This window comes from Tenacibaculum sp., assembly GCF_048269885.1.
Lineage (GTDB): Bacteria > Bacteroidota > Bacteroidia > Flavobacteriales > Flavobacteriaceae > Polaribacter.
The window spans coordinates 293,364-311,570 of the sequence record NZ_JBLWTZ010000001.1; the positions used below are offsets into that span (position 1 = coordinate 293,364).

An 18,207-nucleotide genomic window follows, 5' to 3' on the forward strand; every position below is an offset into this window, starting at 1 on the left:
CCATATAAAGATGCGAAAAAATAAAATGTATCACAAAACTTGTTGAGGATAAGAATAAAAAAGCTCACTGTTGATTTATAATTTAACAAGAGGATAAAAATATTTTACCTGTATAATGTTAATTTTTAATAACTTACAAAGGAATTTATAATTAACATTAATACCCTTCAAAAATGAAAAAAAAGTATTTACTACTTTCGTTACTATTGGTGTGCCTTAGTTTTTCTAATGGTTACAGTCAAGAAAAAATGTTTTATGGTACTATTGAAACCAACGATGCCTTAAAATTACAAAAAGTAGCCCCCTCCGACATTGAAATTCTTTCTTCCACAAATGGTTTTAGTGCTGTAAAGTTAAGTCACCATGCAGCAGAAAAGTTACATCACATGATTTTAACTCATGGCCCAGGGTTTATTTATGAACCTTCTGAAGAAAGTGCTTTACAAACAATTCAAAATTTACAAAGTAAAAAAGCGTATCAACAAAGAGCATCCTATACTATTAGTGAAGATCAACTTGTAAATCAAAGTTTAAGTTTGGTGAATAATACAAATATTGCGAATCATATTGTAGCACTTGAAAACTATGGGACCAGGTATCACACAACTCAGAAAGCAACGCAAGCTGTTCAAGATTTAAAACAAAAATGGGAAGCTATGGCAAATGGTAGGTCAGACGTAAGTGTTAGGATAGTTAACCATAGTAGTACTGGAATGCCTTCTGTAGTTATGACAATACAAGGTGGCGATTTACCAAATGAATATGTACTAATAGGTGGCCATATTGATTCTGTTAGCCCAGAAAGAGAAACCAATGCACCTGGTGCTGATGATAACGCATCAGGAATTGCTACAATTACAGAAATGGCAAGAGTGCTTTATGAAATGAACTTTCAACCAAAAAGAACTATAGAGTTTATGGCCTTTGCAGCAGAAGAAGTTGGATTAAGAGGTTCAAAAGAGATTGCGCAAGATTATAAAAACAGAAATGTTAATGTGTTGTCGTATGTACAGTTTGATATGACAAATTACAAAGGATCACCAAAAGATGTTTATATTTCTGATGATAGTTATAACAGTAGTACTCTTAATGCTTTTTTAGCAAGTCTTATGGATCATTATAACGCATCAGGAAGTCATCAATTTACTTACGATTATACACGATGTAATTACGGTTGTTCCGATCATTACAGTTGGGCACAACAAGGATATGATGCAGCTTTCCCTTTTGAAGCATCGTTTAATGGTTCAAGTCCTTATATTCATACGGTGAACGACACATCTGATCGGTTTCCAACGGCAAATGCTACCCATGCAGCAAAATTTGCAAAACTTGGTTTAGAGTATATCATTGAAGTGGCCAAAAGCAAGGGAAGTGTTAGTGTGCCAACCTATTGCGATTCAAAAGGAAATAATGTAAATGATGAATATATACAGAAGGTCACATTAGGGAGTATTAATAACAGCTCAGGAGCTACAAATGGATATCAAGATTTTACTAGTATTTCCACTAACTTGGAGCAAGGAAGTTCCAACACGATTACCGTTACCCCAAAATGGACAGGTACAGTTTATAATGAAGGATATGCTGTTTGGATTGACTATAATCAGGATTCTGATTTTGAGGATAGTGGAGAGCAGGTATGGGTTAAAAGTGCTTCTTCTGATGGTTCAGTCAACGGTACTTTTACTGTTCCTGCTAGTGCAAAATTAGGGAACACAAGAATGAGAGTGTCTATGCGATATAATACGACACCCTCTTCTTGTGGAACGTTTGATTATGGTGAGGTGGAAGATTATACTGTGCATATTATTGAAGGAGATGGAGGGACGAGTACAAATATTTGCGATGGTGTAGCTCAATATGATTCTTCTCAAAGCTATCAGGTAGGTGATAGAGTTGTTTATTTTGATGTTTTATACGAGAGAACTTCAAGCGGATGGCGTACTATTGGAAGTTGTGGAAGCGCTAAAACGACTAAGTCAAACACAAAACAAACTTTAGTAAATGACAAAAATGTAATCGTTTGCTCACCTAATCCTGTAGAAGGAAGTTTTATTGCTTTAGAGGTTAATAATGAATTGTGGAAAAGCAAAGATGTTACTATTTACAATACAAATGGAAAATTACTTAAAAAAGTAAAAATGAGTTCTAGAAATAACAATATAGATGTTTCAAAGTTATCAGCGGGGATTTATTTTGTATCTCTTAGTAACACAGGGAAAAAGTATACTAAACAATTAGTAAAAAAGTAGGTTAAAAAAGAGAATAAAAAAAAACCAAGTTTTAAAACTTGGGTTTTTTTTAATTTATCAACGAGTTGTGAATTACCTAACTCCTAACGAGGTCCAATCATCTATATCTTTAACCTCCCATTCAGAAGAAGCAGCATCTGTACCAGCGCTTGCTGCCCAATCTGGGTTACCTTCAGTTATTGAAGCTTTACGAACAAGCGTGTGATCTTTTGTAGCGGCAGTTACACCAGCTACATCCCATCCAGAACCTGGGTCACCATTCCAATCACCTAGCCAGTCTAAAACCGTATAGCTAGTTTCTGTTCCGTATACTAAAGCAAAACCATCATCACCATTACTTAAAAAGTTAAAAGTATGATTAGCTTTTGCTAAAATAGTTGGGTCTGCACTACCGTGAGCAATAATATAAGTAGCTCCTGGAGCTATTGTAGCACCATCAGGGAATGTGTTCCAGAATTCGTACTCTCCTACAGTTGATGGATCGTTAGATACATTTGGAAATGCATAATCTTTTAAATCTACAGTTTCAGATGTAGGGTTGTATATTTCTAAATACTTGTTGTTACTACTTCCTTCTGCGTATTCAGAGAAAAATAATGCTGCTGCAGTTCCAGTACCTCCACCTGTAGATCCACAAGCGTAATCTTCAGTAAAATTAACATCAGCCTCATTTCTAAGGTAAATTTGAGCTCCGTTAAAATCACTCATTACTCCTGTAAGGGTTCCTTTTTTATCACTTACAGAGTTACTAGCAAATGTTGCCTGAGGTCTAACATAAGTTGTTAATTCATCGGTACAATCAGAGGTAAAAACATTAGAACCATTATAAGTTCCTGTAATATCTTTAAACTGTACACCTTCAATTTGTACTAATTTTCCTTGGTAATCACCAGTTAACGCTTGAGCTATCGTAATTACTTCAGGGGTAGGTAACGTTCCAGCAGTTGTGTTAATAATACTTGATGGAGAGATGTTTAATTGTAATAAACCGTTATATTCGCTTAGTTTAGCTCCTCCAACAGCAATTTCTATTTCATCTCCTAATTTTAAATCGTAAGCATCACTAAATCGTAAAGCAATACCTGCTGTTGCGTCTTGAGCAAAAGCATTTTGATTTGAAATATTCTCTGTAGAAAGGTCTGAAGTAATTACAAGTTTTAACTTTAAGTTTTGAGTAACAGTAGTTTCACTACCAGTATACAATGCTTTTACTTCAGCTAATGAAGCCTCTGTAGGGTTGTTATTACAACCGTATTCTTGGGTAAAATCAACATCGTTTGTATCTCTAATATATAATTGGTAGTCGCTACTAAACTTTCCTAAAATAGCAGTAATACTTCCTTTTTTATCTGGAATAGGGTATGATTTAAAGGTTGAGAAACCACTAGTTCTCATAATAATAGATTCAAAAGTTTCGCAACTTACGAAGTTTCTGTTTACAGAAAAAGTATCATCAGGATTAGCATAAGTTAGTCCTTTTTCTTCAGATTGTAACCCTTCAATTTTAACTAATGTATTGATGTGAGCATCAGTTAACTCTCCAATTGTTAAGTTGGTTGGTACTATTTCAGTAATTTCAGAAGATCTGTCGATAAAATTGATATAATCGTTTGCGTCAATTCTATCCGTACTACTTCCGTTTAAAACACCTATTTGAAAAGAGGCGAAGTATTTACTTAAAACAAGTCCTTTTAATTTAATGTAAACTTTTCTACCTACATTATAACGAGCTCCTAAATTGGTATCATCTATTCTTACTTCTAAACCAACAGTTGGGTTTTCTGGTTTGTCTTGAATTATGATTGATTTGAAAAAATTTCCTTCTCTGTCGTCAGAAATTACATAACCATAAACAGTAACGTCTTCGGTAAATTCTACAGGGTCACCATTGTACTGGGCAATAATTTCGTCTAAAGACTTTAAGTTTTCGTATTGTTTATCTGGTCCAATAGTTGGTAATTCAAAATCGTTATTGTCAACACATGAAGCAGAAATTGCAATAAAAAGTATTGCAAAAATCTTGTATAAATTTATTTTTTTCATTTTGAGTGTTTTTTAGAATCTATAATTTAAGTTTAAGAAATAAGTAGTACCTCTACCATACCAATATTTATTTCCAAAGGTAGGTGTTCCGTTAGCGTTGTCATCACGTAGTTCACGGTAGTTTGCATTTCTACCTTGTTCAAAACCTCCTGTTTTGTATTCTTCGTTAAATAGGTTACTAACACTAGCAAATAAACCAATGTATTTACCATCGCCTACTTTCCACGATTTTCCTCCAATAGCATTCACAACCATGTAGTCATCAAATTGCTCTTGAGCTAATAGTTGTCTAGCTAACACAGGGTCGTAATCTGCAAAAGCAGCTCCATCAGCGTCGCTAATAAAGTTACTAGTTCTTCTAATAGGAGAAACATCTACATAAGCTTCATCCATATAATTTGCTGTTACACTAACAAACCAATAATCTGGATCTCTATATTCAAAACCAAAAGAGTATGCTTTATGAGGTCCTGCGGCGATTTTATAATCTTTAAGAGAAGCTGCTCCCATGTCTCTTTTACCATTTGTAAAACCAGGGGTTGAAGCATTTTCAGTTGTAATAACCAAATTAGGATTGTTGTTATAGGTGTACTGCCCAATGTTTGCAGCTCCTTTTAATTTAATAGTAGGAGTAACTTGTGCTTCAATACCTAATTCAACACCAAAATGTCTTTTGTCTATACCTGTTAAGATTTCTTGAATAAATGCAGAAGTATCTCCTCCAATACCGTCAGCAAAGAAGAAAGAAATTTCGGTAGCATCTTTTATATCGGTAAAGTAACCTGTAACTTTAGAAGTAATTAAAGGGCTTCTAAATACATAGCTAATATCTCCAGATAATATTTTTTCACTATTTAATTCAGCCACATCAGCTACTGTTACATTGTTAGCTCTTGAGTTAGCAAAAGAATTACGTAAAGATGGTGCTTTGGTTATATAACCTCCGTTTACATCAATTAAATGACGACCAGAGATTTTATAAGTCAATCCACCTTTAGCTCCATAATTAAAGAAATCTAATTTGTTTGATTTTCCATAAGAGTTGGTTGGGAAATATCCGTTTTGGAATAAACCTTCTCTTTGATGGGTGGTATTGTTCGCTTGTCCTGCAACATAAAAATCAACTTTGTTGTATTTGAATTGTAATTGAGCAAAACCACCATATACTTCAGAATTGAAGATATAGTTGTATTTAAAGCGGTCTCCTAAGCCAATTGTTCTATTAGGAGTTAAAAGGTTACTTTGTTGTTGATCAAAATTATCGCCAAAAGTATTTACATCCAAATAACCTGTAGCTCCAAGCATATCTATTGGAGAAGCAAAATTTTCAGACTTTAACTTTCTATATTCACCACTAGCTGTTAATGTAATATTTTCATTTAATTCTGAAGATAAAATCATGTTAGCAGTTAATTGTTGATCGTCGTTTCTATCTTCATATAAAATTACACGAGCATTTTCAGGACTACCTTCGTTTCCAATATATAATTCATCCCAATCAATTTGACCATCATTTTGAAAACCAGTTAACGATTTGTAGGCATTTTCATAATCAGGTCCATTAGGGTCTGATAAATACCAACTTGGTAATTTTCTGTAGTACGTAGGATCAGGATTGTTAGCGCCGTTATAATCTAAACGACTGTTGCCAATTTCTCCAAATTGAAAACCAATATTCGTGTTTAATCTCGTGTTATCAGAAAGATTCCAATAGTGGTTTAACATAACGATTGGCTCGTATAACCTTTTAACTCTAGAGTTTCTGTTTTTATCTCCTTGCTTCCCCCAATATGAATTATAACGAATTCCTTTAATGTCAAAAACTTCTTGAGTGTTTGGTGAAGATTTTCCTCTCTCATTTTCAGCGGCAATCACTGTTAAGTTTAAACTATGAGCTTCGTTAATTTGCTTTTCAAGTGATAAAAAGATAGAATTGGCATCGTAAAAAGTACCATCTACATAGCCTTCGTTACCAGCTCTCCTACTACCAGAAACAGTTATTGCCCATCCATTAGCTAACAAACCAGAAGAGTATGTAGCCATTAAGCGGTGGTTGTAACTTCTGTTAGAGGATGCATAAGAAACACGACCTCCTTCACTGTATTCTGAAGCTCTAGTATTAATGTTTGTAGAACCTAAAACACCACCAAATGCGTAATTTGAAGGAGTCAGTCCATTGCTAAATTCTTGATTACGCAATACATCGTTTAAGCCACCCCAGTTACTCCATTGAGGTCTTCCGTTGTATAGCTTGTTCATTTCAATTCCATTAATCAAAACTTTACCGTTTTCAGAATCTAAACCACGTACTCTGTAAAAAGAGCCACTCCATTCAAAAGCAGCAGTACGTAAATATACATCTCTAGAGGCTTGTAGTAAACCAGAAATGTTATCAGCAGCACTTGTATCATCATTTAATTCATCATCTGTAATAGTGATGGTGCTTAAATCTTGATCTTCAGACAAATCTTCATACATAAAGATTGTTCCTAAATCTACTGTTTTTCCAGATAATTCTACTGGAAAGTTTTGGGTCTCATACCCGTTTAATGATACCGTTACAATTTGCCTTCCGTTTGGTAAACCATTCAGTGTAAAAGCTCCACTAGCGTCTGTAGTACTCGAGACGTTTGCTTCTTTTACACTTACAGAAACACCTTGCATAGGATTTTCAGAATCGCCGTTTATTACGATCCCCTTTACAATATTCTGCGCATTCAAGCCAAATAAACCTGAAAAAAGCAATAACATTGTTATCGTAAAATTTCTCATAAATGATTGTTTATAAAATATTTGAATATATTAATTCCCCAGGCCGAAAATACGGCAAAAGGGAGGCAAAATTACGAAAATTATAGTTATGTTAATATTAAGTTAAAGTTATGAAACTTAGTTTTGTGTAAATTATAGGTTTTGGCTTGAAAATTGTTTTTACTTTTGTCGCGTAAAATTTATTAAATGAGAAATATAGCTTTACTTTTAGTTTTAACTCTTGGTGTTTTTTCTTCACATGCACAACAAGAGGCAAAAAAATACAAAATAAGAACTGTTGGTTTTTATAACTTAGAAAATCTTTTTGATACTAAGAATGATCCTGAAAAGAATGATGAAGCAAGTCCGATAATGGAAATGAAAGGGGATAAGGAAGAGGTTTATTTGGATAAAATTGATAAATTGGGAGAGGTTATCTTTCAATTGGGAGCAGAAAAGGCTAAGACCAGTCCTGCAATTTTAGGAGTTGCTGAGGTTGAGAATAAAAAAGTTTTAGAAGATTTAGTAGCGTCTGAAAAGTTAAACAAGAAACGATATAGTATTATTCATTTTGATTCTCCTGATAAAAGAGGGATAGATGTAGGATTGCTATATCAACCACGGTATTTTAAACCTATTCATTTCGAGGCATTCAATCCTAATATTTACGATCAAAATAAAAAAGTATACACGCGCGATATTTTGCTAGTATCAGGTTATTTAGATGATGAATTAATACATGTGATTGTTAACCACTGGCCATCCCGCAGAGGAGGAGAAGCAAAAAGTAGGCCTTTACGTGAAAAAGCAGCGTATAAAGTAAAGCAAATTATAGAAAAAATTAAAGAAAGCGATCCCAACCCAAAAGTGTTAATAATGGGAGATTTTAACGACGATCCTATCAATTCGAGCTTCAAAACAGTTTTACAAACGAAGAGCAAGAAAAAAAATGTAAAAGAAGGAGATATTTATAATCCATACGAAGATATGTTTCGTCGTGGGTTTAATACATTAGGCTATAGAGATAATATCAACCTGTTTGATCAAATTATGTTTACCTCTCCGTTATTAGACAAAGGGAAAAAAGATTTTTCAACATACAAAATGTTTAAGTCAGGTATCTTTAATAAGCGTTTTTTAACCCAAAAGAGTGGACGCTATAAGGGGTATCCTTTCAGAAGTTTTTCTTATGGGAGATATACTGGAGGGTATAGTGATCATTACCCAGTATATATGTACTTAATTAAAGAAGATAAATAATATAAAAGGCTTGCAATTTTGCAAGCCTTTTAATTTTTACATACGTCATCTAGGTAAGTATTCATTCTTAGTTGAAACAAAGTACCTTTTAAAAGGTCGTCAATTTGCCATAGTTCAACTGATGATACTGCCATGCTCACTTTATTTGAGGGAGTTTGAAGTAGAATAGATCTACAGTCTTTTCCATTACTACAAGTGGCACAATTTCTTTGAAGTTTAGAGTCCGTTACCTTGTCTAAAAATAATTCGATCTCTTGTTCGGTTAGATGAAACCCAGTGTCTCTAAATATTAATTGAATTAAGTTTGAATTGTTTTCTTTCCAATGAAAAGAAATACCTATGTTGTTGTTGTATATTTTAGTAATTCCGTCCATAACTGTCTATTATGATAACAAATATATGGTATTATTTGGAATTATTCTAAATAAAAAAATACGGTTTTTACTATTTTAAATCTTTTAACATTAATTGTATAGAGGTATAACCGTTCCAAGTATTTTCATCTAATGTGTAAGCAATGTCAAAGTCGTTTTGTACAGCTGATATTTTAGTGCCTAAACCAAATCCAATAGCGTTGTATGTTTTTTGGTCAGAGCCATAAATGATGTTCAACTTTAAATGGCTACTGTCAGCTCCTACTTGTTTTCCGTAACCATTGTCTCTCACAGCGGTAGTCGTAAAAATAGGTTTCATATTAAGTGGACCAAATGGAGCCATTTGTTGGATGATGCGGAAAAACTTGGGAGTAATTTCTGATAGGTCAATTTCAGCATCAATGGTAATCTCTGGTGTTAACAAATTTTTGTCAATTGTGGAAGCAACTACTTCTTCAAATTTCTTTTTAAAGTTTTCATATTGCTCAGGTAATAAGGTTAAACCTGCGGCATATTTATGTCCGCCAAATTGTTTAATAAATTCCGAACATGCTTCTAGGGCATTATACACATCAAATCCTTTTACCGAACGAGCAGAGGCAGCTAATTTTTCGCCACTTTTAGTAAAGACCAAAGTAGGTCTGTAGTAGGTTTCGGTTAAACGAGAAGCTACAATACCAATAACGCCTTTGTGCCAATTTTCATCAAAAACAACTGTGGTGTAATTTTCTTGCTCGTTGTTGTTTTCAATTTGAAGTAAAGCTTCTTGGGTGATAGCTCTATCCAATTCTTTTCTGTCGGAATTAAATTTTTCTATTGCAGAAGCAAATTCTACTGCTGAGTCAAAATCCATTTCGGTTAATAATTCGACAGCGTAGTTTCCATGTTTCATACGACCAGCAGCATTTATTCGCGGAGCAATGATAAAAACTACATCAGTAATAGTGAGTTCTTTTTTTTGTAACTGATGAATAATGGCTTTGATACCATTTCGAGGTTGAGAGTTAATAACTTGTAATCCATGATAAGCTAACACTCTATTTTCACCAGTCATCGGAACAATATCGGCTGCAATTGCTGTAGCTACTAAATCTAAATACGGAAGTAAGTCTTCAATCGTTTGGTTTCTTTTTGAAGCTAATGCTTGAATCAACTTAAAACCAACACCGCAACCACATAATTCATCATACGGATAGCTACAATCTACTTGCTTAGGATTTAAAACAGCAACTGCTTTAGGAATTTTACTCCCAGGTTTGTGGTGATCACAAATAATAAAATCGATATTTTTTTCAGTAGCGTAGGCAACTTTATCAATAGCTTTAATTCCACAGTCTAAAGCTATGATGAGAGAAAATCCATTGTCTTCAGCAAAATCAATTCCTTGAAAAGAAACTCCATACCCTTCATTATATCGGTCGGGAATATAGGTTGCAATCTTAGAATGAATTGTTTTTAGATAAGAAGACAGTAAAGAAACCGCTGTGGTTCCGTCAACATCATAATCACCAAAAACTAAAATATTCTCGTTGTTTCTTATGGCTTTTTCTATGCGTTGTACAGCAATTTCCATATCCTTCATTAAAAAAGGATTGTGTAAGTCGCTCAACGAAGGACGAAAAAAATGCTTTGCCTCATCAAAGGTTTCTATACCACGTTGTACTAAGATTTTAGCCAAGGTTGTATCCACAGCTAATTCTTTAGCCAATTTTTTTACTTTAATAGTGTCTGGTTGTGGTTTTAATGTCCAGCGCATAGCAATTTAATCAAGAATAAATTAGTTGTTATGTAAATGAATAGCGGTAGTTACATCCGCAAATTTTCTAAACATTTCCATAACACCACAATATTTCTCTATCGATAAGTCTACTGCTTTATTAATTTTTTTCTCGTCTAAATCACTTCCGTAAAAATGATAATCAACTAAAACTTTGTGGTAATACTTTGGGTGTTCTTCAGTTAATTCACCCGTAACAACAATCTTAAAATCATCAATTTTCACACGCATTTTTTCTAGCATAGGAACAATGTCTAAACCAGAACAACCTGCTAACGATGAAAGCATCATAGCTTTGGGGCGTAATCCAGTATTATTGCCACCATGCTCTTCAGAAGTGTCAATTACTATTGAGTGCCCACTAGGATTGTCACTTTCAAATTGCATGTTTTCTTTCCAAACGGTTGTAACTGTGTTTGTTGCCATATCTTGATATTTTTTTGTTTATTGCGTAAGCAAGTCAATGTGTATTCCGACTTAATTATTTAAATAATAACACAAACTTACAGTAAAAAGTTAGTATTAAAAACTTAAAAAATAAAACTATGCCTTTAGTAACTCCTTTAGATCCGAATCATGATGTAGAAACGAAACAATTATCTGATTTTTATAATGAAACCTTAGGTTTTTGTCCGAATTCGGTTTTAACGATGCAACGTCGTCCAGAAATATCCAAAGCATTTATTAATTTAAATAAAGCGGTAATGGCTAACCATGGTCGTGTAACTTCTGCTTTAAAAAGGATGATTGCTTGGGTAAGTAGTAACGCTACAGGTTGCCGTTATTGTCAAGCACATGCAATTCGTGCAGCAGAGCGTTATGGAGCAGAACAAGAACAATTAGATAATATATGGGAGTATAAAACTCACTCTGCATTTTCTGATGCTGAACGTGCTGCGTTAGATTTTTCATTAGCTGCTTCGATGGTTCCAAATATGGTAGATGAAAAAATAAAAGAAGAATTGTATAAATATTGGAATGAAGGAGAAATAGTTGAAATGTTAGGTGTGATTTCTCTTTTCGGGTATTTAAATCGTTGGAATGACTCTATGGGAACAAGTATTGAAGATGGAGCTGTTGAAAGTGGTGAGCAATATTTAGGAAAACATGGATGGAACAAAGGAAAACATGTGTAACTAAAATTATTAAAACTACCAAGGCTCGCAATTGCGAGCCTTGGTAGTAAGTATTTATAAGAATTATTTTTTAAGTAAATCCCTAATTTCGGCTAATAATTCTTCCTGAGTAGGCCCTTTTGGAGCTTCAGGAGCTGGTTCTTCTTTTTTCTTCATGGCATTTACCGCTTTCACAACCGTAAACATTACAAAAGCTACAATAATAAAATCGATAACATGGGTTAAAAACTCGCCATACATAATAGCAACCTCCCCTGTTATTTTACCTGCTTCATCCGCAACTCCTTCCTTTATTACGTATTTTATATCTTTAAAGTCAGCTTTGAATATAAGCCCAATTAACGGCGATACAATTCCCCCTGTAAAAGAAGTTACTACTTGTTTAAAAGCTGCTCCCATTACAAAACCTACTGCAATGTCAACTAAGTTTCCTTTCATTGCAAAATCCTTAAATTCTTTAAGCATTCCCATATATTTGAATTTTAATAGTTAAATGAATTGAAAAGTATAAAAAAATTAACTCTTAACCAATCTTTTTATACGTTGAGATAAAGCAGTGAGTATTTCATACGGGATAGTTTCACTCTTATGAGCCATGTATTCCACATGTTGTTGATGGTTGAAAATAATAACCTCGTCACCTTCATTGCAATCAATTTGAGTAACATCTACCATAATCATATCCATACAAACATTTCCAATAATAGGAGCTGGTTGATTGTTAATAAAAACAAAACCATTTTTATTCCCTAGTCTTCTTGAAATACCATCTGCATGACCAATAGGAATCGTAGCACTTCTTGTAGGTTGGTTGGCAACAAAAGCCCTGTTGTAACCCACTGTTTCACCTGGTTGAATTAAGTGAATTTGAGAAATGATAGATTTTAAAGTATGCGTATTTTTTAATTGAGCAGTTTCTTGATCATCGTTCCCAAAACCGTACAATCCTATTCCTAAACGAACCATGTCAAATTGAGCTTGGGGATAATTGATAATGCCAGAAGTGTTTAAAATGTGAATCATAGGTTCATACCCTAGATGCGAATAAATTTGTTTTACGATATAGGCAAAATTGTTAATCTGACCAACAGTAAACTCTTGTTCATAAGGGTCTTCACTGGCTGCTAAGTGTGAAAAAATAGATTCAACTTTTACATTGTTAGATTTTTTTAATGCAGTAATTAAAGCTGGTACATCTGTATGCCAAAACCCTAACCTATTTAATCCAGTATTGAACTTTATATGAATAGGGTAATTCATCAAAGGAGTCTCATCAGCAAGTTGCATAAAAGCATCAAAAATTTTAAAACTGTATAGACTTGGTTCTAGGCGGTATTTTACAAGCTCTTTTAAGTTTTGAATTTGAGGTTGCAACACTAAAATAGGAGTTGTTATTCCTGCCTCACGTAGTGCAATGCCTTCGTTAGAGTAGGCAACAGCAAAATAATCAACTTGATCTTTTACAATTTTAGCAATTTCAACAGATTCACTTCCGTAACCATAGGCTTTAACAACAGCCAAGATTTTAGTTTGTGGTTGTAGTTTTTGCTTAAAGTAAGCAAGGTTGTGTAATACAGCCTCCGAGTCGATTTCTAATACAGTAACGTGATTGTTATTCATTGTTGCTTTCTTCTTCTTTGTTATGAGTTTGTTGCTCTTTCATGGCTTTATAGTAAGCCGCCCTGCTTAATGGTTCGTATTCTTGGGTTTCTCCTAAAAATACCAAATCGTCACTTTGTGCTTTCCTGTAGCTGTAATGAGCTAAATTGCCCGTACGAGTACAAACAGCGTGTACTTTCGTAACATATTCGGCAGTAGCCATTAATGCAGGCATAGGTCCAAAAGGGTTTCCTTTAAAATCCATGTCCAAACCTGCAACGATAACACGAACTCCTCTATTCGCTAGATCATTACAAACAGCTACGATTTCGTCGTCAAAAAATTGAGCTTCATCTATTCCAATAACATCAACATCATTAGCTAATAACCTAATATTAGAAGATGCAGGAACTGGTGTAGAACGAATGCTGTTCTTGTTGTGTGATACTACTTCCTCATCGTTATAACGAGTATCAACTGCTGGTTTAAATATCTCAACGCGTTGTTTAGCAAATTGTGCACGTTTAAGTCTACGAATTAATTCTTCGGTCTTACCCGAAAACATTGAGCCACAAATTACCTCAATCCAACCAAATTGTTCTGTATGATTTACTGTATTTTCAAGAAACATTTTGTAATTTTAAGCTCTAATTATTGATTTTTGTATTACTTTCGAATGAGGAACAAATTTATTAAAATTTAACAGCAAAAATTAAAATCAAACGACAACTTATGCACAAAAAACTAGCATCAGATTTAACCAGTTTAGCACACAGTATTTTACAAATGAAAAATAAAGAAAATGTGTTTGAGTTAAAGCAAAAGGCATATGAAGTTTATGAAAAACTTTCGGTTTTAGCGTATGTGGAAGAGTATATAAATAATACTCCAAATCCTACAAAAACTAAGGAGGAGTTGTTGCAAGAAGTATTGTTAGCTGAAGAGAAAAAACAGGTAGAAGCTGTTGTTGAAGAAGTTTCATCTACGGAAGAAAAAGTAGCAATTAAGTTAGAGAAAGAAACTATCGATGATTTTAAAACGGAGGAAGAACGAGTTCAAGAAGAAATAGAAATACCTACAAAAAAAGAAGTAGAAGAAATAGCACAGGAAGAAGAACTTGTAGAAGAAAGAAAAGTACACCATTTAGAAGAAGATTTACAAGATAGTTTTGAGCAAGAAGCAGATGAAATAGCTGAAAAAGTAATTGAAGGAATTAATGAAGAAGTAATCTCGAATCAAATTATAGAACAGCCTTTTGATGAGTTAGAAGAATTATTGCACGGTGAGGTTGAAACTACTAAAAACGATGTGAAAGATGTTGGAGAAAGAAAAACGCCAACGTTAGAAGATGAGTTACAAGATACGATTTCAGTAGATATTATGACAGATTTGTTTACGAAAGCAGCACCTAAGAAAACGATTAATGATTACTTTCAAAAGACCATTCAAATTGACTTAAATGATAGAATAGCTTTTGTAAAACATCTTTTCGATGGAGATCAAAACGATTTTAATAGAGTTATTTCTCAACTGAATACCATTAAAACAGAAAAAGAAGCAAAAAAATTTATCAATAAAATGATAAAACCTGATTATGATTGGTCAGAAAAAGAAGAATATGAAAATAGACTGTTAGAGATCATTGAAAGAAGATTTGCATAGATGGATTCTAACTTTACAGTTGTACATACACACTTTCACAACAGAAGAACTGGTGTTACAAGAAGTATTGAAAATGTACTTCCTCAATTAAAAAAACTGTGTACAACCTATTTGTATGGTTATGGTATTCAAGGAGATAAAATAACAACTTCTCAGTTAAAAAAGTTATTGTTTTCTAAAGGAAACACCATTGTTCATTGTCATCGTAACAATGAAATTTTAAAAATGCTATGGTATCGAGTGTTAGGAGCAAAGTTCAAATTAGTAGCAACACGACATGCTGAAACAGAGCCGTCAGGATTTACCAAGTTTCTATTGAAGAAATCAGATGAGGTTGTCACGCTAACAAGCTCGATGCATAAGAGCTTAGGGATATCTAACGTAATGGTACCACATGGTGTAGACACAAGCCTTTTTATTTCTAATCCAGAAAAGAAATTAAACAATATTGCTCAAAAAAATATTATTCTTTGTGCAGGTAGAGTTAGAAAAGCAAAAGGACAAAAAATATTACTAGAAGCTGTAGCACCCAAATTAAACGAAACCAAAGAATGGGCATTGGTTGTAGTTGGTAAAGTAGACACCCCCTCGTTTTTAGAAGAATTAAAAGAAATAGTTAAAAAAAACAAGGTTGAAGACCAAGTTTATTTTGTTGATGAAACATCAGATATTATTTCTTATTACCAAGCAGCTAAAATTTCGGTGGTTCCTTCTTTTACAGAGGGTTTTTCTCTAGTTTGTGCTGAAGCAATGGCATGCGCAAATACAGTTGTGGCTACAAAGAATGTAGGAGTGCATTCAGAGTTAATAACAGACTCAGAGTCTGGCTATTTGTTTACCCCGGGAAATAAAACAGAACTTCAAAAAATAATTGCAAACCTAATACATAAGAAACTTCCTCATTTAGGAGATTGCGCTCGAAGAGAAATCGAAAAAAAATGGAGCGCACAAAGAGAAGCTGAGGAACTAGTAAAAGTGTATAAAAACCTTAATTAAAACCTGTAGTAATTAAGTTTTTTACCTGAAAAAAGAATTGTTTTTTCTTTCGGCAAAAAATGGCTCCGTAGAGATTAAATAACTTTATGGGGGGCATTAGATCCTAGGGGGAAAACCCCTTTTTTATTATCAGCATCAATACGGATGGTTGTTAAATAAGTGTTAATTGATTAACTTTGCTTCCCTAACTCATAATTCTTATATGAGTTTTAATCTCTCAACGAAATATCCCTTTAACCTCTTTGTTTCTGTAACCTCTCTTAAGCTAAAAAAATACTTTTAGTTATTTGATAACCTCTTTACTAGATATTTTACAACCAGCTTGTTTTTATGTTGGTTAGATGTGTAACCCCTTTAATAACAAAAAATTAAAGAATAATACCATGTAAAATATTACAATATGTTGCTTAATGATACAGAACCTGCCTGTAAAAGGAGAGGGTTAAAAACGTTAAAAAACTGCATTGATAAAGGTTTTAAAAGGCGCCTATATAGTATGACAGGTTTTCTTGTCGTGCTTTTTTTGTTTTCAACAAATGCAGTGAATGCACAATTAGTGAACACAGAAACTACAGTTCAAGCCAACTTTGGTGTTGATGCTGATGTGTATTCAGGAATAGTATCTTTTCCAAATGGAGCAGTCTTCCCATTTGGAACTGATGATTGGTTTTTAGGAGACTCAGGGAAAGGAGTAATAGACGAAACTTCCACAGCAGTAACAGCAAATTTATTAGTAGATGATAATGCTTCTGCTGAAATTAGAATGAGTGTTCCTATTTATACAGTTGTTGATGGAAGACTTTGGATCGATGCTGTTTTTATTAGAGATCAAAACGCTCAAGGTAACAATACAGATTCAAATGTGTTTACAGGAGGGTCAGATAAAAATAATGACAATCCGAATACTTGGACAATTACTGATGCCTCTGTGCCTCAAAAAAATGACATTATAGATGTTTTTGGACATTTAAGAAGAGAAGGAGCTACAGTAGGAACAGATGAATGGGCTTTTTTAGGGGCATCAACAAGAAATGATAGCGGAGATAGTTATTTAGACTTTGAATATTTTAGAGAAAAAGTAAATTTAGTAGGAGGTACTATTCAATCAGTGGTGGACTTATCAGCTACAGGAGGAAGAACTCCATATGTGTTTAACCCTGATGGTTCGGTGTTACAACATGGAGATATTATCCTTTCTGTGAATTATGCTAATGGAGGAGCAAATGCGATTATTAAACTATATGTTTGGGTTGAATTAGTAGGGGTTCCAGACTCTTATTTTGATACACACAACACCTTGCCTTTTAGACCATTTGAGTTTAAGAAAGATCAAAACGGATATATACAATATGATGGAGGAAATGGAGCAGGAAATTATGGGTATGCTGAAATACAGTTAAGACAAGGAGCACCTGAAGCAGTTTTTTCTCAAGTGAATGATGGAGGCTCTGTAACAGCTGGCCCTTGGGGGACAATTAATAAAGGAGGAAATATAGTATCCGATTATCAACAAAATACTTTTGCAGAAATAGCAATTAACGCATCAGCATTAGGTTTTGATTCTAGTAGTTCTCCTGGTATAGATTGTATTAGCCCATTAGGAAGTGTAATTGTAAAAACAAGATCTTCTGATTCATTTACTGCTGAGCTAAAAGATTTAGCAGGACCGTTTAGTTTAGCAGATACACCTGAAGTAACCGTGGTAATAGAAGGGGAAGATATAGCTTGTACAGAAGAAAGTATAACACTAACCGCAAACGCAACACCAGAAGGAAATACTTTTACGTATGTATGGTATAAAGACGATGTAGAGATAAATGGAGAAACAGAAGGTACATTGCAAGTCACAGAAGCAGGAACTTATAAAGTAGCAGCAACATTACAATTTGCCCCAGGTGTTGTAGGATGTACAGCAGAAGATGTATTTCAAGTAAATGGAGAGCCTTTAATACCGTTAAATCAAGTTTGTCCAGAAAATCAAACAATACCAGAATGTACATCACAAGCAAATATTAATAATGCTTTTGGTATTTGGTTATCTGGATTTTCAACTTCAGGAGGAAATGGAACAGTAGTAGAGAAATATTACATAGGTGAAAATGAAGTCGATGTAAATGCTCTTCAAGCACCCAATGCTTGTGGAGGAAGTATCGTTTTAAAATATGAGGTTTCTGATGAATGTGAACAAGTGGTTTCTTGTGAAAGAACATTTACAGTTACACCAGATGATGAAGCTCCGGTAATTGCCGATCAAGAGGATATCATGCTAGAGGAATGTAACCAAGCATGGCCAGAAGTGGTAAGCACTACGTGGACAGACAACTGTGGTATTGGTGGAGAGAAATCAGGCAGTA

13 protein-coding genes and 1 pseudogene are annotated in these 18,207 nt (G+C 33.9%); 6 read left to right on the plus strand and 8 right to left on the minus strand.

Features of this window, described 5'->3' with window-relative positions:
• Nucleotides 1–173: 173 nt before the first annotated feature.
• Entirely contained in the window at nt 174–2,255 is a 2,082-nt protein-coding gene (locus ACN0WY_RS01235) for a M20/M25/M40 family metallo-hydrolase (protein WP_417799298.1), read from the plus strand.
• A 72-nt stretch (nt 2,256–2,327) separates the two neighbouring features.
• Here ACN0WY_RS01235 and ACN0WY_RS01240 read toward each other — a convergent pair whose 3' ends face one another.
• Both ACN0WY_RS01240 and ACN0WY_RS01245 read right to left on the minus strand, forming a co-directional pair.
• Nucleotides 2,328–4,298: a DUF5689 domain-containing protein gene (locus ACN0WY_RS01240; RefSeq protein WP_330488993.1), complete on the minus strand. Its 1,971-nt coding sequence runs from the start codon at nt 4,296–4,298 to the stop codon at nt 2,328–2,330.
• 12 nt (nt 4,299–4,310) lie between these two features.
• Nucleotides 4,311–7,070 carry a TonB-dependent receptor gene (locus tag ACN0WY_RS01245; protein WP_330488994.1) on the minus strand — a complete coding sequence of 920 codons (2,760 nt, stop codon included), beginning with the start codon at nt 7,068–7,070 and terminating at the stop codon, nt 4,311–4,313.
• Between the two features lie 186 nt (nt 7,071–7,256).
• Here ACN0WY_RS01245 and ACN0WY_RS01250 point away from each other — a divergent pair, with 186 nt between their 5' ends.
• Nucleotides 7,257–8,309, plus strand: a complete 1,053-nt coding sequence (locus ACN0WY_RS01250; RefSeq protein ID WP_330488995.1) for an endonuclease/exonuclease/phosphatase family protein — start codon at nt 7,257–7,259, stop codon at nt 8,307–8,309.
• A gap of 29 nt (nt 8,310–8,338) precedes the next feature.
• On the opposite strand, the gene ACN0WY_RS01255 is transcribed toward ACN0WY_RS01250, so the two are convergent.
• The 3 genes from ACN0WY_RS01255 to ACN0WY_RS01265 all read right to left on the minus strand — a co-directional run bounded on the left by ACN0WY_RS01255 (nt 8,339) and on the right by ACN0WY_RS01265 (nt 10,886).
• Nucleotides 8,339–8,683, minus strand: a complete 345-nt coding sequence (locus ACN0WY_RS01255; RefSeq protein ID WP_330488996.1) for a hypothetical protein — start codon at nt 8,681–8,683, stop codon at nt 8,339–8,341.
• Nucleotides 8,684–8,753: 70 nt separating this feature from the next.
• Complete coding sequence (recJ, locus tag ACN0WY_RS01260; protein ID WP_417799299.1) at nt 8,754–10,439, minus strand: single-stranded-DNA-specific exonuclease RecJ; 1,686 nt, start codon at nt 10,437–10,439, stop codon at nt 8,754–8,756.
• 21 nt (nt 10,440–10,460) lie between these two features.
• Nucleotides 10,461–10,886 carry an OsmC family protein gene (locus ACN0WY_RS01265; RefSeq protein WP_120186037.1) on the minus strand — a complete coding sequence of 142 codons (426 nt, stop codon included), beginning with the start codon at nt 10,884–10,886 and terminating at the stop codon, nt 10,461–10,463.
• A gap of 119 nt (nt 10,887–11,005) precedes the next feature.
• Here ACN0WY_RS01265 and ACN0WY_RS01270 point away from each other — a divergent pair, with 119 nt between their 5' ends.
• Nucleotides 11,006–11,596 (plus strand): carboxymuconolactone decarboxylase family protein, encoded by a 591-nt coding sequence (locus tag ACN0WY_RS01270; protein WP_417799300.1) that lies wholly within the window; start codon nt 11,006–11,008, stop codon nt 11,594–11,596.
• Nucleotides 11,597–11,659: 63 nt separating this feature from the next.
• Here ACN0WY_RS01270 and mscL read toward each other — a convergent pair whose 3' ends face one another.
• The 3 genes from mscL to ACN0WY_RS01285 are packed head-to-tail and all read right to left on the minus strand — an operon-like array spanning nt 11,660 to nt 13,826.
• Nucleotides 11,660–12,061, minus strand: a complete 402-nt coding sequence (gene mscL / locus ACN0WY_RS01275; RefSeq protein ID WP_330489004.1) for a large-conductance mechanosensitive channel protein MscL — start codon at nt 12,059–12,061, stop codon at nt 11,660–11,662.
• Nucleotides 12,062–12,112: 51 nt separating this feature from the next.
• Complete coding sequence (alr, locus tag ACN0WY_RS01280; RefSeq protein WP_417799301.1) at nt 12,113–13,216, minus strand: alanine racemase; 1,104 nt, start codon at nt 13,214–13,216, stop codon at nt 12,113–12,115.
• Nucleotides 13,209–13,826, minus strand: a complete 618-nt coding sequence (locus tag ACN0WY_RS01285) for a thymidine kinase (protein ID WP_330489000.1) — start codon at nt 13,824–13,826, stop codon at nt 13,209–13,211. The genes alr and ACN0WY_RS01285 overlap by 8 nt, the downstream gene beginning before the upstream one ends.
• A gap of 101 nt (nt 13,827–13,927) precedes the next feature.
• Between ACN0WY_RS01285 and ACN0WY_RS01290 the strand changes: the two genes are divergently transcribed.
• The 3 genes and pseudogenes from ACN0WY_RS01290 to ACN0WY_RS01300 all read left to right on the plus strand — a co-directional run.
• Nucleotides 13,928–14,857 (plus strand): hypothetical protein, encoded by a 930-nt coding sequence (locus ACN0WY_RS01290; RefSeq protein WP_330489001.1) that lies wholly within the window; start codon nt 13,928–13,930, stop codon nt 14,855–14,857.
• Nucleotides 14,858–15,853 carry a glycosyltransferase family 4 protein gene (locus tag ACN0WY_RS01295; protein WP_417799302.1) on the plus strand — a complete coding sequence of 332 codons (996 nt, stop codon included), beginning with the start codon at nt 14,858–14,860 and terminating at the stop codon, nt 15,851–15,853.
• A 496-nt stretch (nt 15,854–16,349) separates the two neighbouring features.
• Nucleotides 16,350–18,207 (plus strand): annotated as a pseudogene (locus ACN0WY_RS01300) (hypothetical protein); the annotation flags it as partial.